This window comes from Paucilactobacillus vaccinostercus DSM 20634 (genome assembly GCF_001436295.1).
GTDB classification, from domain to species: domain Bacteria; phylum Bacillota; class Bacilli; order Lactobacillales; family Lactobacillaceae; genus Paucilactobacillus; species Paucilactobacillus vaccinostercus.
Map to the genome: position 1 here is coordinate 75,419 of NZ_AYYY01000007.1, position 15,794 is coordinate 91,212.

Sequence of the window (15,794 nt, forward strand, 5' to 3'; positions counted from 1 at the left end):
ATTAATTATCATAACTTTCTAAGAAACTAAATCAAAAATAGCACAGTCCCTCGTGGATGTCCCCCACGTTAGATGCTGTGCTATTCTCATCATTTTTTAACCGTCTTAACACCGTGCTGAGTTCCCACAATAACTAAATCAACGATCCCAAGAAATAATCCATGTTCTACCACACCAACCATTGAATCTAACTGTTTAGCCAATGTTTCCGGATGATCGATCTTGCCTAAGTGCAGGTCAATCAGATAGTTTTTAGAATCCGTTAATACATGTTTGCCATCACGCATTCTAAATTCGGGATGAAACCCAAGTTGTTCTAATTTTTCAAAAACATGGCTAGAACCGAATGGAATCACTTCTAATGGAAGTGGAAATGCTCCCAACTGATCAACCATCTTGCTCTCATCAACTATCCACATATTCCGGCGAGAATTGATTGCTACAATTTTTTCCCACAGATGGGCGGCACCGCCACCTTTAATTCCATTAAAATCTTTACTGATTTCATCAGCACCGTCGATTGTCAGATCAATCTGGTCGACCTCGTCAATTGACTTAACGGTCATTCCAAGGGCACGTGCTTGATCTTCGGTTTTGTTGGAAGTCGCAACACAGACGATATCCATCTGTTCTTCTTGCACTCGTTTTCCCAGTGCATCGACCATGTATTGAACTGTTGAACCACTACCCAGTCCAACAATCATGCCATCTTCCACGTACTTTACGGCTTCTTGTCCAACCATTTGTTTTAATGCATTTTGATCCATGATCTACCTCCGTAGCCTACTTTTTACTTGCAGCGATAATATCCGCTAACCTAGGAATTGATGGCATAGCCCCTAATCCCTGAACGGTAATCGAGCTAGCGCGCTGTGCAAATGTGATTGCTTCCGTTAGGTTACTCATATCCTGTTTTAATTGTGAACTTAGTGCCCCAATGAATGTATCCCCAGCAGCCGTCGTATCCACTGCTTTAACCTTAAAGGCTGGGATGAATGAATGCTCACGATCGTTGGCAAAGAAAGCCCCTTTACTCCCAACCGTAATAATTAAATTCTTAACCCCCATCTTCTTGAAGGCCGCAAAATTATCTAACATTGACTGTTCATCCGTAACTTCAATACCCGTCAAACTGGCACTTTCAGTTTCATTAGGTACTAAAATATCTGTGTATTGAAGCAATTCTGGGTTAATTGACGCCGCTGGTGCAGGATTTAAAATAGTTTGAACGCCATTTTCCTTTGCAAACTTAAAGGCTGCTAAGGTCGCATCTTGTGGCGTTTCAAATTGCGATACAATAAAATCTGATTGTTTAATCTGTTCGTGAGCAGCTGCAACTTCCTTGGGTGTAAGTTTTTGGTTTGAACCGCCATAGATTACTATACTATTTTGTCCCTTTTCGTCCAACAAAATAATTGCAGATCCCGTACCGATTAGTGGGTCGACCGAGACATGTGTTGTATCAACATGATCTTCCTTTAAACATTCAATCATGAACTTGCCTTCGTCATCTTCACCAACTCGACCAATGAAACTCACATCGGCCCCAGCACGAACAGCAGCAATTGCTTGGTTAGCCCCTTTACCACCAGCAGCACTACTCTTATTTTCCGAGGCGATTGTTTCGCCTGGTTGGGGAATTCTTTTGATGGTTACTGTTGTGTCAACATTCAAACTACCAAGAACTGTTACTTTATTTGTCATAATTAAATTCTCCTCACTTATTTTTATAGTAAAACGTTTTACTACACCCATAAAGCAGTTGTGCTTTATTACAATTATAAGGTTACCATAATCAGTAACCGTTTACAACTACTTTGCTATATTTTGGGAGCCGTCGTACTACTTCTCTGAATTAACCGTACAGGTAATTCTACCACTTGTTGCTCAATTCTAGGATTGTTAATTCGGTTAATTAGTAATTCAGTCGCTAACTCACCCATTCGTGAAATGGGTTGTTGAATTGTTGTCAATGCTGGTGAAACATACTCATCCAAATCAATTCCATCATAGCCAATCACTGACACGTCGGTTGGAATTTGATACCCCAATTGTGTTAACCCCCGGTATAATCCGATGGCCATCTCATCATTGATGGCAAACACCGCTGTCGCCTGACTATCGACAACAGCTTGTGCACTTTCAAAACCACCTTTTTTAGTTAGTGGTCGGTAAATGGTCGTCACGTGACACACTTTCTGCGCATCTTGGGCGACAATCTCTGCCTTGAATCCTTTGACCCGGTACAAGATATTATCCGTTGCATTTTCAGGCATTACAATCGTAATATTGCGATGGCCCAACTCAAGTAAATGATCGGCGACTAACTTACCACCTAGCGTATCATTTGTACGCACTTGATCCCCATCCGATAACGGGCTCTGGTCCATCAGCAAGTACGGGATCGCATTTTTCTTGAGCGTATCATTCAACGTTTCCGAAGTAATTGTCGAACTGGCAATAATCATCCCATCCGCACCACGACTAATTAGTCGCTTCATATAATAATTTTCTAGTTCCGGATCATTACTGCCACTAAAGTTGAATGGCAAGTACTCAAACTCACGGGATACCCGTTGAATACCAGCAATAAAACTACTAAAAAATGGATTACCAATATTGGGTACCAATACGCCAATCGTTTTGGCATTGTTTAAAATTAAATTGCGGGCATTAAAGTTTGGAACATAATTGAGCTTTTTTTGATAATCTCTAACCTTTTTACGAGTATCCGAGCTGAAGCGGTCACCCTTACCGTTTAGGATCTGAGAAACCGTTGTAACAGATACTCCAGCTGCCTCGGCCAGTTCCTTAATTGTTGCTTTGTGTGCCATTGTTAAATTACTCCCCGCGAATTATTGTAATCGGTTCCAGTTAATGATACCATGCCAAGATTCAATGAAAAAGCCCTTTTACTGATCTTTCTGATCATGGGCTTCATGCCACTGCTTGATATAAGCCAGCCGTTGCTTAAACCGCTTCTCATTTCCTTGTTCAGTAGGCTGATAGTACTCACTTTTAGCCAATTCAGAGGGCATCGTTTGCATGGTTGTTAATTTATCGTCTGTCTCGTGTGCATACTGATAGTCCTTGCCGTAATCTAAATCTTTCATCAACTTAGTCGGTGCATTTCTGATTTGCAATGGTACGGGCAAATTTCCCGTTTTCTTAATATCACTTTTAGCCGCTAATCGCGCCTTGTAAATTGCATTTGACTTTGGCGCAAGCGACAGATAAACAACCGCCTCAGTCAAATGCACATCACACTCAGGCATGCCAATTAGCTGACACGCTTGAAATACATCGATTGTTAAGGAAAGGGCCCGCGTATCTGCCAATCCAATATCTTCACTGGCAAATCGAACCAACCGCCGGGCAATATAAATCGGATCTTCGCCACCATCAAGCATCCGTGAAAGCCAATAAATAGCAGCGTTGGCATCACTGTTGCGCATGGCCTTATGTAACGCAGAAATTAAATTATAATGTTCTTCACCATTTTTATCGTAACGTAACGACTTCGTATTAATTAATTGATTCAACGTTGCGGTATGGATCGTGACCTGTGCTTGCTGATGATCACTATTGAGCACGGCCATCTCCAGTGTATTGAGTGCGACTCTGGCATCCCCATTTGCAAATTCGGCGATCATTGTGATTGCATCAGTATCAATTTGAACATCTAAATTTGGAAAACCATTCGGATGTTTTAAAGCCTGCTGTAATAATTGAATAATTTCTGAGGTACTCAATTGGTGCAATACAAAAACTTTGCACCTTGAGAGAAGGGCCGCGTTAATCTGAAATGACGGATTTTCTGTGGTGGCTCCAATCAGGATAATGCTTCCCTTCTCGACAAATGGCAAAAAAGCATCCTGCTGTGCCTTGTTAAATCGATGAATTTCATCCACAAAAACAAGTGTCCGTTCTCCAAACTTGCGATTATCTTCGGCCTCCTCCATAATTTGACGAATTTCCTTGATGCCACTTGTAACGGCACTAAACGTCACAAAATGAGACCGAGTCTGATTAGCAATAATTTTTGCCAAGCTTGTCTTACCAACTCCTGGCGGCCCCCAAAAGATCATTGATGAAAGCTGGTCCGAATCAATAATCTCACGTAAAATTTTGCCCGGCGCAATCAAGTTAGACTGACCAACAAATTCATCTAATGTCTGTGGCCGAACCCGGTTTGCAAGCGGCGTATTTTGCACCTGATCAGAAAATAAAGACTCCTGCTCCATCAGAACCACCTCCTCAGCAATCATTTTACCAGCATTATTAGAAAACCGACAACTAATCCAGCTGACGAGCAGCCAAAGCAAAGTTCCCCACCGTTGCAGAGCCATTGCCCGTAATCGATGGCATTACAATATAATCTTCGAGTGCGCCAACATCGATATAATCATTCATCAACTGATGAAATGCGACACGAACCTTGACCAGGAAGGGTTCGCTAACAACCCCGCCACCAAATACAATTCGCGTTGGCCGCAGGAAAAGTGTCGATTGAAGTGCTGCTTGTGCAACGTAATAGGCCATAATATCCCAAACATGGTCACTCATTGGTACATCCATCCCCTTATGGCCAGTCCGCACTTCAAAGGTCGGACCAGCAACTAGGCCCTCCAGACAGTCTCGATGATACGGGCAGATGCCGTCAAATGCCAAATCATCAGGATGGCGTTTCAATCGAACATGACCGACTTCAGGATGCCCTTGGCTACCTAAAAAATGGCCAGCGCTAATCATCCCCGCACCCACACCAGTACCAATTGTGAAATAAACCAGTGAATCAACCGAATGGCCGGTATGTTGCGCAAACCAGTATTCACCATAGGCCGAACCATTCACATCAGTCGTCCAATAAATGGGGAATTCAAAGTTTTGCTTTAAAAACCCTAGAAAATCAATATTGGACCAGCCTACTTTCGGGGTCTCAGTAATATATCCGTACCGTGCGGCTGATGGTCGAATTTCAATTGGGCCAAAGGAGGCTACCGATAGTGCAACAACCTCCTCAAACTGTTTGAAATACGCGACTGCTCGTTGCAAGGTTTCGGTTGGTGTAGTTGTGGGAAACTGAATCCGATCAACTACTTCACACTGAGCATTCCCCACGGCACACACAAACTTTGTACCACCCGCTTCAATACTTCCAAATAACATGATAGCCTCCAATACCACATGAGATCGTAACCCTTTGATCATTTCAATATCAGCCTTTGATAAATCTAATTTTCATATTATAATATGCTTATCAGAGGTGATTTGATGAAAAAGTTAACAATCCTCATCCGTAGTCTAAGTATTATTTTATTTGTCGTTGCGCTTGTCGTTTTCTTCCAGGCGCCGGCATTAGTTGCGACCCACATCGACGATTTGGGACACGCCGATGCATTTGGTAATCGTAGCTACCTGTTCATATTACCAATCATCTTCATTTTTTTAAATGAATTAATTTTGATGGTTTTGAAACATCAGCGGTACAAAGCACGCCTGGAAAAGCTTCCGATGCTACAGCCCAAAGAATGGTACTGGTTTGCCGCGCTGGTGGTCGTATTAGTTATTTTTGCTGGTTTAATCGTTCAGCAAAGCATGCTTGGCCACTCATAGTTATTAATGCTAAAAAGCTCGTACCTTCATATCGTGGGTACGAGTTTACTTATTAGGCGTCTGTTCCTGTTTGATTGCCAGTTGTGCGACTAAATTTAAATAGTTAAACGCTTGATCATAATTTGGATTAAATAACATATCCACAAAGGCCAACTCGTCAATTGTATTATGATTTTGAATGGCTAATGAAATTGTATTGGCAGACTGTGCAATTTCATGACGACTGAATAGCTGGGCACCCAATACTTCTCGATTCTGACGATCATAAACTAATACGATGGTAACTTTTATTGGTGTTCCCATAAAACTATAACGATAGTTGCCTTGATAACAAACAGACGCAACGTGATCATTGATCTTTTGAGCATTTTTCAGGGTAATGCCGGTCGTTGCAATATGATAATCAAAAATTTTCAACGCTGCTGTAGCTTGAGTTCCCATCGACTGCCGCCGATTACCAAGCACGTTATGTCCAGCTAAAATACCAGATCGAACAGCATTGGTTGCCAGTGGGATGTAGGCATCTGCATTCGTGGGATTATAGTGAGTCACACAAGCATCACCCGCTGCATATACATCTGGATCAGACGTTTGCATATAGCAATTGGTAATGATCGCATCATGTCGATCAACTTCAACCTGATCACTAACCAGTTCTGTATTCGCACTAAATCCGGTACATACAATTGCCAAATCGGCGCGGAGTAATTCATGCTGTGTTTGAATACCAACATGATCACCATCACTGATAAATGCATTAACACGATCATTGATCAAAACCTTCACTTGATGTTCACGTAGTAACGTTACCACCTCTTGTGATAAAAAAGGATCAACATAATTGTTAAGTAATTGATCATTGCCTTGAATCAGGATCACGTCATGTCCCGTGGTTGCGAAGCTTTCAGCGATTTCAACACCCGAATATCCACCACCAATTACGGCAATGGTATGGCTTTTTTCAGCTTGACGTTTGATTCTTTGCGCCTGTTCATAGCCCTTACAAAACAGAACTCGTGAATCGTCAACACCAATAATCGGTGGTACATTCACATATGAACCGGTTGCAATAATCAGCTTATCATAATGGTCCTGAAAGATGACCTTCGTCGTCATATCCTGACAAAGCAGTACTTTTCGTTTCGTATTAACTTTTAAGACGTCGTGTCGAATTTTCACTCGGGCCCCTAATTCACTCAGCTGCTCTGGTGAAAAATACATCATATCTTGAAGCTCTGCGACTTGCTGGCTTAAATAAAGGGCGATGCCGCATGACAAAAAAGAAACATTATCATTTCTTTCATATACCGTTACCTGAGCACTTGGTTGCTCAGTCAAAATCTGAATTGCGGCGGATAGCCCCGCATGTGTGCATCCAATGATTGCAACTCTCATAACTACTTTATCCTCAAATCTTCATTCATGGTCCGTTTTTTCAATTTTTAATAAGTGTGGTTTTCCATAGTAATATCCCTGCCGGTATTTAATCTCCAATTCATCAGCAACTTGATCGTCAGTGCGATCCTCAATTCCCTCAATAATGAATCGCTGCCGATTATCATGAGCAATTTTTTGCCATCGTCTAATCCGGCGCTGTAGTGAACGATCTTGGATATGTTCATCAAAATTCTGTAATGCAAATTTTAATTCCGCAGTAATTGGCAAAAAATCTTTAATATGCTCATAACTATTTTCACCAGTGCCAACGTCATCAAGTGAAATGTCCATTCCGTGTTCCCAAAACCGGCTCAACATGCCTAATAATTCCTGATTAGAGATCTTTTCATCCCCTGGTTCTTCTGTCACCTCAATAATTAGTTTCAGGGGTCTCAGTCGATCTTGACATCGCATTAAGGCATCATCAACTGCCTCGTTCATGATTTGAGTTCGGTTCAAGTTAAAGGACACTGCACCAACTTTTAGCGCTAGGGACGCGGTCGTTTTCAATAACGTATCCACCATAATGTCAGTCGGAATATCAGAAAAATACTGTGGTAGCTTCCATCGATCATCAATCAACTCTCGAATGAGCAATTCATAGCCAATAATCGAATTATTAAATTTATTCAGTTGCGGTTGAATGAAATATCGATACATTTTTTACCCTCAAATATGTTTCATTTAATTAATGTATGTATAGCTGTGTAAATACTATAGTATTTTACTCCGTTCATCCGTATATGAATAGTACTCATTTTTAATCTGACACTTTCATCGCCTTTAATTCAGACCATCATGGCCTCACTTTCTACCGTTGTGGCAATCAATAAAAAACACTTCTCCGATTCTCACGAATTTTAGAAGTGTGTTCAAATTATTGCTCATCAAAAAAATTAACCATCAATTCATTAAATTGACGTGTCTGTTCAGCCATCACAATATGGCCTGCATGTTCCACCACTACGGCTTGGCCTCTTAAACTTAAATCCGCTGCGGCCTGCGCATGATCACTTGACCAAAATGGGCTTTGTGCCCCCGCCACAAAGAGCAGCGGACAGGTTATTTCACTAATCACATCTCGCCAATCCTGAAATGCATGGTCATACAGCAGTGGCCGATTTAAATCATAATCAAATTGATAGCCACGTTGTGCACGTTTGAGTGTTCGATAAGTATCGTCATCGATTCGTTTCACAGTTGTTTTTACGCCATACATTTTTTCAGATGCGCGTGGAAAATTTTGCCAAGTTAAGTCGAGAAGGCCATAGGGCCAACTACTATCCGTAATCATTTTTGGTGATTGATCCACGGAGATCATTTTATTGAGTTTTTGATCACCAAATAAGGAACAATATGCCCAAAAAGCCGCAGCGCCCATAGAATTTCCCATCGCATTAAAGCGTGAAATTCTAAGATAACCTAATAATTCCTGAATATCCTTTCCCTGACGGCTCATCCGCAATCCCTTAGACGTTGGCTGCGAGCGTCCATGATTCCGCCGATCTAAGTTAATAACCCGATAGCCGTGCGTCAGCAGGCATTTAACTTGTTGCGCCCATATTTCTTTAAAGCCCGCATAGCCGGTCGTGATCACAACCGGCATTCCGTGCCCCTGATCTGTATACTCCAATGACACCCCATCACTAGTTATAAACTGCATCACAATGTCCTCCTTTCATCGGCTGTTGCCGATACATATCGATTAATTGGTGATCGCGATCAAAAGTTAGTACAACATCCGCATATTGTTTGGTAGGTGCTACATATTGCTGATAATTAGGAACATCCACTTCCGCCCATGCAGTCGCAACCATTTGCTGAAAGTTCTTAGATTGCCATTCATTCATATGAGCTTTTTGACAACGTTCTTGATACCACTGGTAGGTATCATCGGCTGCAGCTTCTAAAAAAACACCAACATCCAGCAATTCATAAAAGGGCGCCTGCATCGCCATTAGCCCCTCCACCACCACAATATCGGGACAATTAATGTAAGTAAGACGAGCACTAACATCGTTAATTCGGTGATCGTAAATCGGTAGCACAATCGATTGATGAGTTGCCAATGCTGCAATAAAATCATCAACTAACTTCAAATCATAGCTTTCTGGAAATCCTTTCCGGTCAAACAACGCTTTTTGTCTCAAAACTTGATTGGCAAACAAAAAATCATCGGTACAGATTAACTCAATTTTTTTATCGGTCAGTGTCTGTTGTAATCGTCTCACTAATCGTTTGGCAAATGTTGATTTTCCAACTGCCACGTTGCCCGATATACCAATAATTATAGGGTTTGTAGCTGTTTGATCATGTATAATAGAGGCGAGTAAATCGTTATAATAAATGGATTCTAACTGTTTCATAATTAGACACGCATCCCTTCGAAAAAGACATGGAGGCCATCATGGATATTAAGCATATCGAGTATTTAATCTGCATTGTTGATAGCGGTTACAATTTAACAAAGGCAGCGACTCGTTTACACATTTCACAACCAGCACTTAGTAAATTTATCAGTGAACTTGAGCGAACAGAAGATAACGCCGTTTTTACCCGAAAACGCAACCGCATTATTGGCTTAACCGACTCCGGTGAAGAACTCATTGATCGTGGTCGAAAACTTGACCACGAATTTAACCAAATGCTGGCGGCATTTCATTCCACCGCTCAGGAAAATCAAGGTACCGTTCGAATCGGGATTGCCCCAGTCATTATTTCCACGCTCTTCAATGAAGCTATTCCACACTTTATTCAAGAAAATCCGTTAATCGATCTCAAAGTGGTCGAAACTGGTGCTTATGAACTTCAAAAAATGCTCATGTTACAAGATATTGATATCGCAGTCCTAGTTTCACCAGCCACCTATCCTGGTATCCACGAAGACATTATTGTGCGCGATTCAGTTTCAGTTTGGTTTAATAAACACCATCGATTCCATGATTTTGCTGGATCGATCCCCTTTGAAGAAATTGCTAAAGAAAAAATTGTGTCCCTCGATGACAGCTTCATGGTGACCTATCAATGGAAACAGCGGTTACGTAAACTTCAAATTGAACCACACTTTTTCTTCCAATCAGGTTCATGGGATTTAATTCTCAATATGTGTGAGAAACTAAACGTTGTGACCTTAATGGCCTCGCCAATTGGTCGTAATTTTGCCGGCACAGCCATTGAACACCGGCAGGTTAAACCGTTCTTCCCGTGGAATATCAGCCTATGTACCCTGGATAATGCCAAACACGAACCCGTTGTTGACTTCACCCAGGAATGGTTCCATAACTTTTTTATGCATTCAGATAAGCACTAATTTGTCACAGCAACGGATTGTGTCGCCTCATTCACAACACTTCCCATTTTTGCTGGTTCGAAAATACGCTTATCCATGTACTTAAGGTCGTCGCTAATTAATGGCTTAAACGCCATATGATTTAGCACATCACGGTACAAATCAACTCCCGGTGCAATTTCAATCAATTCGATACCATCCGCAACTAGTTTAAATACGGCTCTTTCAGTCACATAGTAGACATTTTGTCCATTCTCATAGGCAACATGACCGCTAAACGTAATTTGCTCAACGTCCTGAACCAGTTTATCTTTCTTACCTTCCTGCGTGATCTTTAGTTGGCCATCTGCAACTGTTGCGCAGAATCCGCCCGCAGTGAAGGTCCCCGTGTACACAGTCGTTTTGGTGTTTTGTGTAATATTGACAAATCCACCAACTCCGGCAATTTTAGGACCAAATTTTGATACATTGATGTTGCCATGCTGATCTAACTCGGCTAGACCCAAGAATGTGATATCAATTCCCCCACCATCATAGAAATCGAACATATATGGCTGATCAATTGTTGACTGTGGTGAAATCGCACACCCAAAGTCACCGCCCCCAAGCGGCACCCCACCAAAGGTCCCAGGTTCAACTGTCGTAATAATATGGTTGGCGGCATTTTCTTCCTTGAGTACTAAAGATACCGTTTCTGGATACTTACCAATCCCATAGTTCACGACGCGATCTTCAGGCTGTAAAAACATTGCTGCCCGCCGTGCAATCACCTTTTTAACATCTAATGGTACATTAATTGCTCCAGCCGCCTTAATAACGGATGCCTTAACAAAGTCTGGATTATAGTTGGTAGCCGTGCTTTGCTGTGTCATCGTTTCATCATTCGTTTCACAGACACAATCCACCAGTAACCCGGGAATTCGAATGTCCTTTGGCGCCATTGATCCCCGTTTAACAATCCGTTTCACAGACACGATCACCTTACCACCGTTATTGTGAGCGGCCATTGCGATTGCCGTCGATTCCAATGTTAATGGTTCATCTTCAAAGGTGATATTGCCATCCTCATCAGCGTACGATCCTCTGAGTAAGGCTACGTTGGGGCGCGGTACTTCATATGCCAAATACGCCTTACCCTTGATAATCATTTTGGAGACTAGATCTTCTTTAGCCGCGGTATTAAGTTTGCCCCCTTGTAAATCAGGATCAATAAAGGTACCTAATCCAACACGGGTAATATGCAGTGGCTTGTGCGCCGCAGAGTCCCGAAAAATCTGTGAGAGAACTCCCTGGGGGAAGCAGTACGCTTCAATTTTATTTTCTTCGACGAGCGGTTCTAGTTTAGGTGCGAGTGCCCAATGTCCGCCAACGATCCGTTTAATCATCCCTGGCTCTGCTAGATTATTAGTTCCCCGATTCTTCCCATCGCCAATCCCAGAGGCATGATACACCGTCAAATCACGCGGATGTCCAGTTTCAAGATAGGTTTGATGCAAGTTTTCCAGAATTTCTTCCGGTACATCTGATCCTAGAAATCCTTCCAGAGCGATGGTTGCACCGTCAGGAATTTCACTAATGACTGCTTTACTATTAACAAATTTCACTGACATATTGAACATCTCCTATGGCCGTAATTGCGTAATTTCATCGTAGTCAACACTGTCGTTGTCCGCACCCTCAACTTCAAATCCGTTGATTTGCATGAATTCTTTTCTAAACGTATCGTAAGCTGTCAAATCCGTGTTGAAGTTCTCAGGTGTGATCTGTTTCATTAATGCTACTGTTTTGGCTTGGGTATCCGCATCTTGTTCCCAAGCATCTGGACGGAGTCGGCCACGATCATCGATTTCAGGCTTGTCTCCATAAACCATATCTCTAAATAAACGATCCTTATGCATGATCGGTGTCTCATGGGTGCCTTTTTCAAGCATTACTTTATATAGTGCAATGCAGTACACTGGGAAGATTGGAATCACAACCGAAGCTTTCGTTGTCACAGCTTTTGAGACACTAATTAACGACTTTCCATGAATATCATCAATCATTTTTTGAATCTTGTGTGATGATGCTTCAGCAGCATCCTTCGCCTTTCCTAAGGTACCTTCGTGGTAAAATTCGTACGTAACGGGAGAGCCAATGTACGAATACAAAATGGTTTTAAACCCGTCAGCCAATACACCTGCATCCTTCAAAAATTGAACCCAAAGTTCCCAATCTTCACCACCCATCACGTGAATCGTTGCGTCAATTTCATCCTGGGTTGCGCCTTCAATACTTTGTTCAAATAGTTCATTTTTTTCAAGATTAACGTTATAGCCCGTCACCGTCTTGCCCACGGGCTTAATCTGTGAGCGCCATACTTCATTGGGGTTCTCCGGATTCGTTCGTTTTGGTGCCGCGACAGAATAAACGAGTAAATCAATTTTGCCACCAAATTCTGACTTAATATAGTCTGTCACCTGTTGTTTCATGTCCTTAGTAAAGCAATCTCCATTGAAGTTCTTCGCAATTAACCCCGCCTTCTCGGCTTCCTGCTTGAAATAGATATTATTCCACCAACCAGCTGTCCCAAGCATTGTTTCATCTTTTACTGGCCGTTCAAAGGCTACACTAATGGTATCTGCACCCGATCCAAAGGCTTGTGTAATTCGACTGGCAAGGCCGTAGCTAGATGAACCACCAATGATTAACGCCTTCTTCGCACCATCGTAGTGCCCCTTATTCTCAACATAACTGATTTGGTTGAGAATCTCTTGACGACACCCATAAGGATTAACACTCCGAGCGACATTTCCCATGAATTTTTGATTGATTTTAACCATTTTTCCTGACATGCTGATTACCCCTTTGTTTTAGACTGTGGTTTTTAAACTGGAAAGTGTTTATGAACCATCTTAAACGAGTTAGTTTATTTTTTCGCAGGAATGACAGTTGCCCGTCCATCGGTAACAATCGTTCCATTTTGATTTGTAACCTTTGTCTCAATCTCAACAATTTTAAACTTGGCTTTTGTAACAATTTTTGCGACTGTCGCTTGTGCAACCAGTACATCTCCAAAATGAACTGGTGCCTTGAAATTCAGCGTCTGACCAAGATACACTGCACCCGGCCCGGGCATCTTCATTCCAATCACTGCCGAAATCAGTGATGCAGAATACATTCCGTGTGCAATTCGCCCACCAAACTGGGTTTGACTCGCAAATTCATCATCCATATGAAGCGGATTCTCATCGCCCGTAATCTGCGCAAATCGTTCGATATTCTCTTGAGTTACCTCCTTACAAAATTCACTTGTCATCCCAACTTCAATCTCGTCTTCTGTAATTGTATGGTACTTTTCCATGAGATTCGCCGCCTTAATTCGAGCATTCACAAGTGACAGTAATCAAACAAGCTTGTCTGTTATTCTTAGATAATTATCTCTGCCCTAAATGTAACCGCTTTCTATATTTTTCACAAATACTCAATTTTCATATCGTCGATAACCATATGTTATGAGCTTGAATTATCAAGCATTGAGCCAGATTTTAACGTATATTTTTCACAAAGTTTATTTAACAGGGAAAAAGGTCACGAATAAAATAGCACCGAGAATTCCACCGACAATTGGTGCGACGACTGGCACCCAACTATACCGCCAATTTGATGTCCCCTTATTTGGAATTGGTAATAGTGCATGCACCATCCGTGGCCCCAGATCCCGTGCTGGATTCAGCGCTGGTCCCGTGGCACCGCCCATCGAAATCACTAGTGTCATAATCAATAACCCAACCGCAATATTGGCTAAGTCGATGTTCGTTTTAACAAACATTCCGTGATAAGCACCTAGTGCACCGAATACTAAAAATAATGTCCCTAAAGCTTCGTTCACAAATCCGTTCGTCGCACTATCGGCGCCGTCTCCTGTTGCAAACGTCATTAAAACCGCGGCTTCGTCATGAGTTCGTCGATAAAACGGCCAGTAACAACTAATGACAATCAATTGTCCCACAATTGCGCCCGCAAACTGGGCACTAATGTAGCCGATTACCTCGTTCCATGGAAATAACCCCACGCTAGCAAACGCAATTGTAATTGCAGGATTTAGATGATTACCTGAAATTGAACCGAACATAAATGCTGGAATCATAACCCCAAATCCATACCCTAGTGCTACGAATAACCAACCACCATCGTGCCGTCCGGTAGTTGTCTCCAGGGCCATGTTAGCCACCGCGCCATTTCCAAATACAATCAATATCATCGTTCCAAAAAATTCCGCTGCTAGTCTCATCTCCAAATCGCCCGACATTGAAATCCCTCCTTCTGATATTTTGCAACTATTTGCACATGCAACTTATCATGATTCACCATCACACGTAAATCTGTATTTTAATTCATGCAATCCATAACATTATGTTATAAACGCAAAATAGCCTTAATATAAAGCCATTTCCCTATATTTAAAACTCATATATCACTCATAAAAACAAATTTTCGGTCTATGCAAATGATTGTGAAATAGATATCATAAAGTTGGAAAGTGTTTATGATTCACGTCTCCCGAAAGGATGTTAATCATGAAAGAATATCAAAACTTATTATTTACTGTTGAAGATGGAATCGGCACACTAACGATTAATCGACCTAAGTCACTTAATGCGCTTAATTCGGATACGCTTGCCGAAATTGGCGAAGCACTCGCAGAAATTAAGACCGATCCAACCGTCAAAGTACTCGTCATCACTGGATCAGGTCAAAAAGCATTCGTCGCCGGTGCAGACATTTCGCAAATGGTCTCGATGAACTCGATTGAAGCTGCTGCCCTATCCGAATTGGCACATAATGCCTTCCGTACAATCGAGTCCTTGCCACAAATTACCATTGCTGCCGTTAATGGATACTGCCTCGGTGGTGGTTTTGAGTTAGCCAACTCCTGTGACATCCGTGTTGCAGCCACTAGTGCTAAGTTCGGCCAACCCGAAGTCGGTTTAGGTATTGTACCGGGATTTGGCGGCACTCAACGGCTTACCCGACTAGTTGGTCGTGGAAAGGCAAAAGAAATTATTGCAACAGGTAGCCAAATTACGGCCAAAGAAGCACACGCAATCGGCGCGGTTGAAGAAGTTGTCGAACTTGACCAACTCATGGATAAAGTTAATGAAATCGCTCATAAGATCATGAAAAATGGACCAGTTGCCGTACGAATGGCTAAATACGTGATTGATCAAGGAGCCGATCTTGAGCTCAACACCGCCATTTCGTTTGAAACTCAGATGTGGGCTCAAACGTTTGCCACTAAAGATCAAACTGAAGGTATGCAAGCATTTCTTGAAAAACGGCATGCTAAGTTTACTGGTGAATAAGCTATAGGGCTAATAAGTAAAAAAATAAGCAGAATCTCTTGAATTGATTTTCGGCTATACTCCTTCTTGGGTAGACAAGCAAATAATTAAAGCTTGCCTTCCTAGGA

At 42.0% G+C, this 15,794-nt stretch carries 16 protein-coding genes; 3 read left to right on the top strand and 13 right to left on the bottom strand.

Translation table 11 applies throughout. The features are described 5' to 3' along the window. Positions 1 to 89 precede the first annotated feature (89 nt). From rpiA to scrK, 5 genes are all read right to left on the bottom strand, one after another. Positions 90 to 767, bottom strand: a complete 678-nt coding sequence (gene rpiA, locus FC26_RS02765) for a ribose-5-phosphate isomerase RpiA (RefSeq protein ID WP_057777685.1) — start codon at positions 765 to 767, stop codon at positions 90 to 92. Positions 768 to 783: 16 nt separating this feature from the next. Continuing rightward, positions 784 to 1,704, bottom strand: coding sequence for a ribokinase (gene rbsK, locus FC26_RS02770; protein ID WP_057777686.1), 921 nt, complete (start codon positions 1,702 to 1,704; stop codon positions 784 to 786). Between the two features lie 116 nt (positions 1,705 to 1,820). Further along, positions 1,821 to 2,834: a ribose utilization transcriptional repressor RbsR gene (rbsR, locus tag FC26_RS02775; RefSeq protein WP_057777687.1), complete on the bottom strand. Its 1,014-nt coding sequence runs from the start codon at positions 2,832 to 2,834 to the stop codon at positions 1,821 to 1,823. Positions 2,835 to 2,912: 78 nt separating this feature from the next. Further along, positions 2,913 to 4,244, bottom strand: coding sequence for a replication-associated recombination protein A (locus FC26_RS02780; protein ID WP_057777688.1), 1,332 nt, complete (start codon positions 4,242 to 4,244; stop codon positions 2,913 to 2,915). A gap of 52 nt (positions 4,245 to 4,296) precedes the next feature. Then, complete coding sequence (gene scrK / locus FC26_RS02785) at positions 4,297 to 5,169, bottom strand: fructokinase ScrK (protein ID WP_057777689.1); 873 nt, start codon at positions 5,167 to 5,169, stop codon at positions 4,297 to 4,299. A 105-nt stretch (positions 5,170 to 5,274) separates the two neighbouring features. On the opposite strand from scrK, the gene FC26_RS02790 reads away from it, so the two are divergent. Next, positions 5,275 to 5,616, top strand: coding sequence for a DUF1648 domain-containing protein (locus FC26_RS02790; RefSeq protein WP_057777690.1), 342 nt, complete (start codon positions 5,275 to 5,277; stop codon positions 5,614 to 5,616). Positions 5,617 to 5,661: 45 nt separating this feature from the next. Here the strand turns inward: FC26_RS02790 and FC26_RS02795 are convergent, their stop codons facing one another. From FC26_RS02795 to FC26_RS02810, 4 genes are all read right to left on the bottom strand, one after another. Continuing rightward, positions 5,662 to 7,011 carry an FAD-dependent oxidoreductase gene (locus tag FC26_RS02795; protein WP_057777691.1) on the bottom strand — a complete coding sequence of 450 codons (1,350 nt, stop codon included), beginning with the start codon at positions 7,009 to 7,011 and terminating at the stop codon, positions 5,662 to 5,664. A gap of 21 nt (positions 7,012 to 7,032) precedes the next feature. Then, on the bottom strand, positions 7,033 to 7,713 hold the full coding sequence (locus tag FC26_RS02800; RefSeq protein ID WP_057777692.1) for an EAL domain-containing protein: 681 nt from the start codon (positions 7,711 to 7,713) through the stop codon (positions 7,033 to 7,035). Positions 7,714 to 7,930: 217 nt separating this feature from the next. Next, entirely contained in the window at positions 7,931 to 8,716 is a 786-nt protein-coding gene (locus FC26_RS02805; RefSeq protein ID WP_057777693.1) for an alpha/beta fold hydrolase, read from the bottom strand. Continuing rightward, positions 8,700 to 9,419: a nucleoside/nucleotide kinase family protein gene (locus tag FC26_RS02810; protein WP_057777694.1), complete on the bottom strand. Its 720-nt coding sequence runs from the start codon at positions 9,417 to 9,419 to the stop codon at positions 8,700 to 8,702. The genes FC26_RS02805 and FC26_RS02810 overlap by 17 nt, the downstream gene beginning before the upstream one ends. A 41-nt stretch (positions 9,420 to 9,460) precedes the next feature. Between FC26_RS02810 and FC26_RS02815 the strand changes: the two genes are divergently transcribed. Next, entirely contained in the window at positions 9,461 to 10,363 is a 903-nt protein-coding gene (locus tag FC26_RS02815; RefSeq protein WP_057777695.1) for a LysR family transcriptional regulator, read from the top strand. On the opposite strand, the gene FC26_RS02820 is transcribed toward FC26_RS02815, so the two are convergent. The 4 genes from FC26_RS02820 to FC26_RS02835 form a co-directional block, all read right to left on the bottom strand. Continuing rightward, the gene (locus FC26_RS02820; protein ID WP_057777696.1) at positions 10,360 to 11,952 is read right to left on the bottom strand and encodes an acyl CoA:acetate/3-ketoacid CoA transferase; all 1,593 of its coding nucleotides are present in this window, start codon (positions 11,950 to 11,952) and stop codon (positions 10,360 to 10,362) included. The genes FC26_RS02815 and FC26_RS02820 overlap by 4 nt on opposite strands. A 12-nt stretch (positions 11,953 to 11,964) precedes the next feature. Further along, positions 11,965 to 13,176, bottom strand: a complete 1,212-nt coding sequence (gene fabV / locus FC26_RS02825; RefSeq protein ID WP_083483728.1) for an enoyl-ACP reductase FabV — start codon at positions 13,174 to 13,176, stop codon at positions 11,965 to 11,967. A gap of 74 nt (positions 13,177 to 13,250) precedes the next feature. Further along, complete coding sequence (locus FC26_RS02830; protein WP_057777697.1) at positions 13,251 to 13,685, bottom strand: MaoC family dehydratase; 435 nt, start codon at positions 13,683 to 13,685, stop codon at positions 13,251 to 13,253. 207 nt (positions 13,686 to 13,892) lie between these two features. Next, a complete protein-coding gene (locus tag FC26_RS02835; protein WP_057777698.1) occupies positions 13,893 to 14,633 on the bottom strand; it encodes an MIP/aquaporin family protein in 741 nt (246 codons plus the stop codon). A 268-nt stretch (positions 14,634 to 14,901) separates the two neighbouring features. On the opposite strand from FC26_RS02835, the gene FC26_RS02840 reads away from it, so the two are divergent. After that, a complete protein-coding gene (locus FC26_RS02840) occupies positions 14,902 to 15,687 on the top strand; it encodes an enoyl-CoA hydratase-related protein (RefSeq protein ID WP_057777699.1) in 786 nt (261 codons plus the stop codon). Positions 15,688 to 15,794: the final 107 nt, after the last annotated feature.

What these genes read in the sequence shown, in the direction of transcription:
- rpiA (WP_057777685.1), bottom strand. Translation starts at nt 767, where the DNA reads ATGGATCAAAATGCATTAAAACAAATGGTTGGACAAGAAGCCGTAAAG.
- rbsK (WP_057777686.1), bottom strand. Translation starts at nt 1,704, where the DNA reads ATGACAAATAAAGTAACAGTTCTTGGTAGTTTGAATGTTGACACAACA.
- rbsR (WP_057777687.1), bottom strand. Translation starts at nt 2,834, where the DNA reads ATGGCACACAAAGCAACAATTAAGGAACTGGCCGAGGCAGCTGGAGTA.
- FC26_RS02780 (WP_057777688.1), bottom strand. Translation starts at nt 4,244, where the DNA reads ATGGAGCAGGAGTCTTTATTTTCTGATCAGGTGCAAAATACGCCGCTT.
- scrK (WP_057777689.1), bottom strand. Translation starts at nt 5,169, where the DNA reads ATGTTATTTGGAAGTATTGAAGCGGGTGGTACAAAGTTTGTGTGTGCC.
- FC26_RS02790 (WP_057777690.1), top strand. Translation starts at nt 5,275, where the DNA reads ATGAAAAAGTTAACAATCCTCATCCGTAGTCTAAGTATTATTTTATTT.
- FC26_RS02795 (WP_057777691.1), bottom strand. Translation starts at nt 7,011, where the DNA reads ATGAGAGTTGCAATCATTGGATGCACACATGCGGGGCTATCCGCCGCA.
- FC26_RS02800 (WP_057777692.1), bottom strand. Translation starts at nt 7,713, where the DNA reads ATGTATCGATATTTCATTCAACCGCAACTGAATAAATTTAATAATTCG.
- FC26_RS02805 (WP_057777693.1), bottom strand. Translation starts at nt 8,716, where the DNA reads ATGCAGTTTATAACTAGTGATGGGGTGTCATTGGAGTATACAGATCAG.
- FC26_RS02810 (WP_057777694.1), bottom strand. Translation starts at nt 9,419, where the DNA reads ATGAAACAGTTAGAATCCATTTATTATAACGATTTACTCGCCTCTATT.
- FC26_RS02815 (WP_057777695.1), top strand. Translation starts at nt 9,461, where the DNA reads ATGGATATTAAGCATATCGAGTATTTAATCTGCATTGTTGATAGCGGT.
- FC26_RS02820 (WP_057777696.1), bottom strand. Translation starts at nt 11,952, where the DNA reads ATGTCAGTGAAATTTGTTAATAGTAAAGCAGTCATTAGTGAAATTCCT.
- fabV (WP_083483728.1), bottom strand. Translation starts at nt 13,176, where the DNA reads ATGTCAGGAAAAATGGTTAAAATCAATCAAAAATTCATGGGAAATGTC.
- FC26_RS02830 (WP_057777697.1), bottom strand. Translation starts at nt 13,685, where the DNA reads ATGGAAAAGTACCATACAATTACAGAAGACGAGATTGAAGTTGGGATG.
- FC26_RS02835 (WP_057777698.1), bottom strand. Translation starts at nt 14,633, where the DNA reads ATGTCGGGCGATTTGGAGATGAGACTAGCAGCGGAATTTTTTGGAACG.
- FC26_RS02840 (WP_057777699.1), top strand. Translation starts at nt 14,902, where the DNA reads ATGAAAGAATATCAAAACTTATTATTTACTGTTGAAGATGGAATCGGC.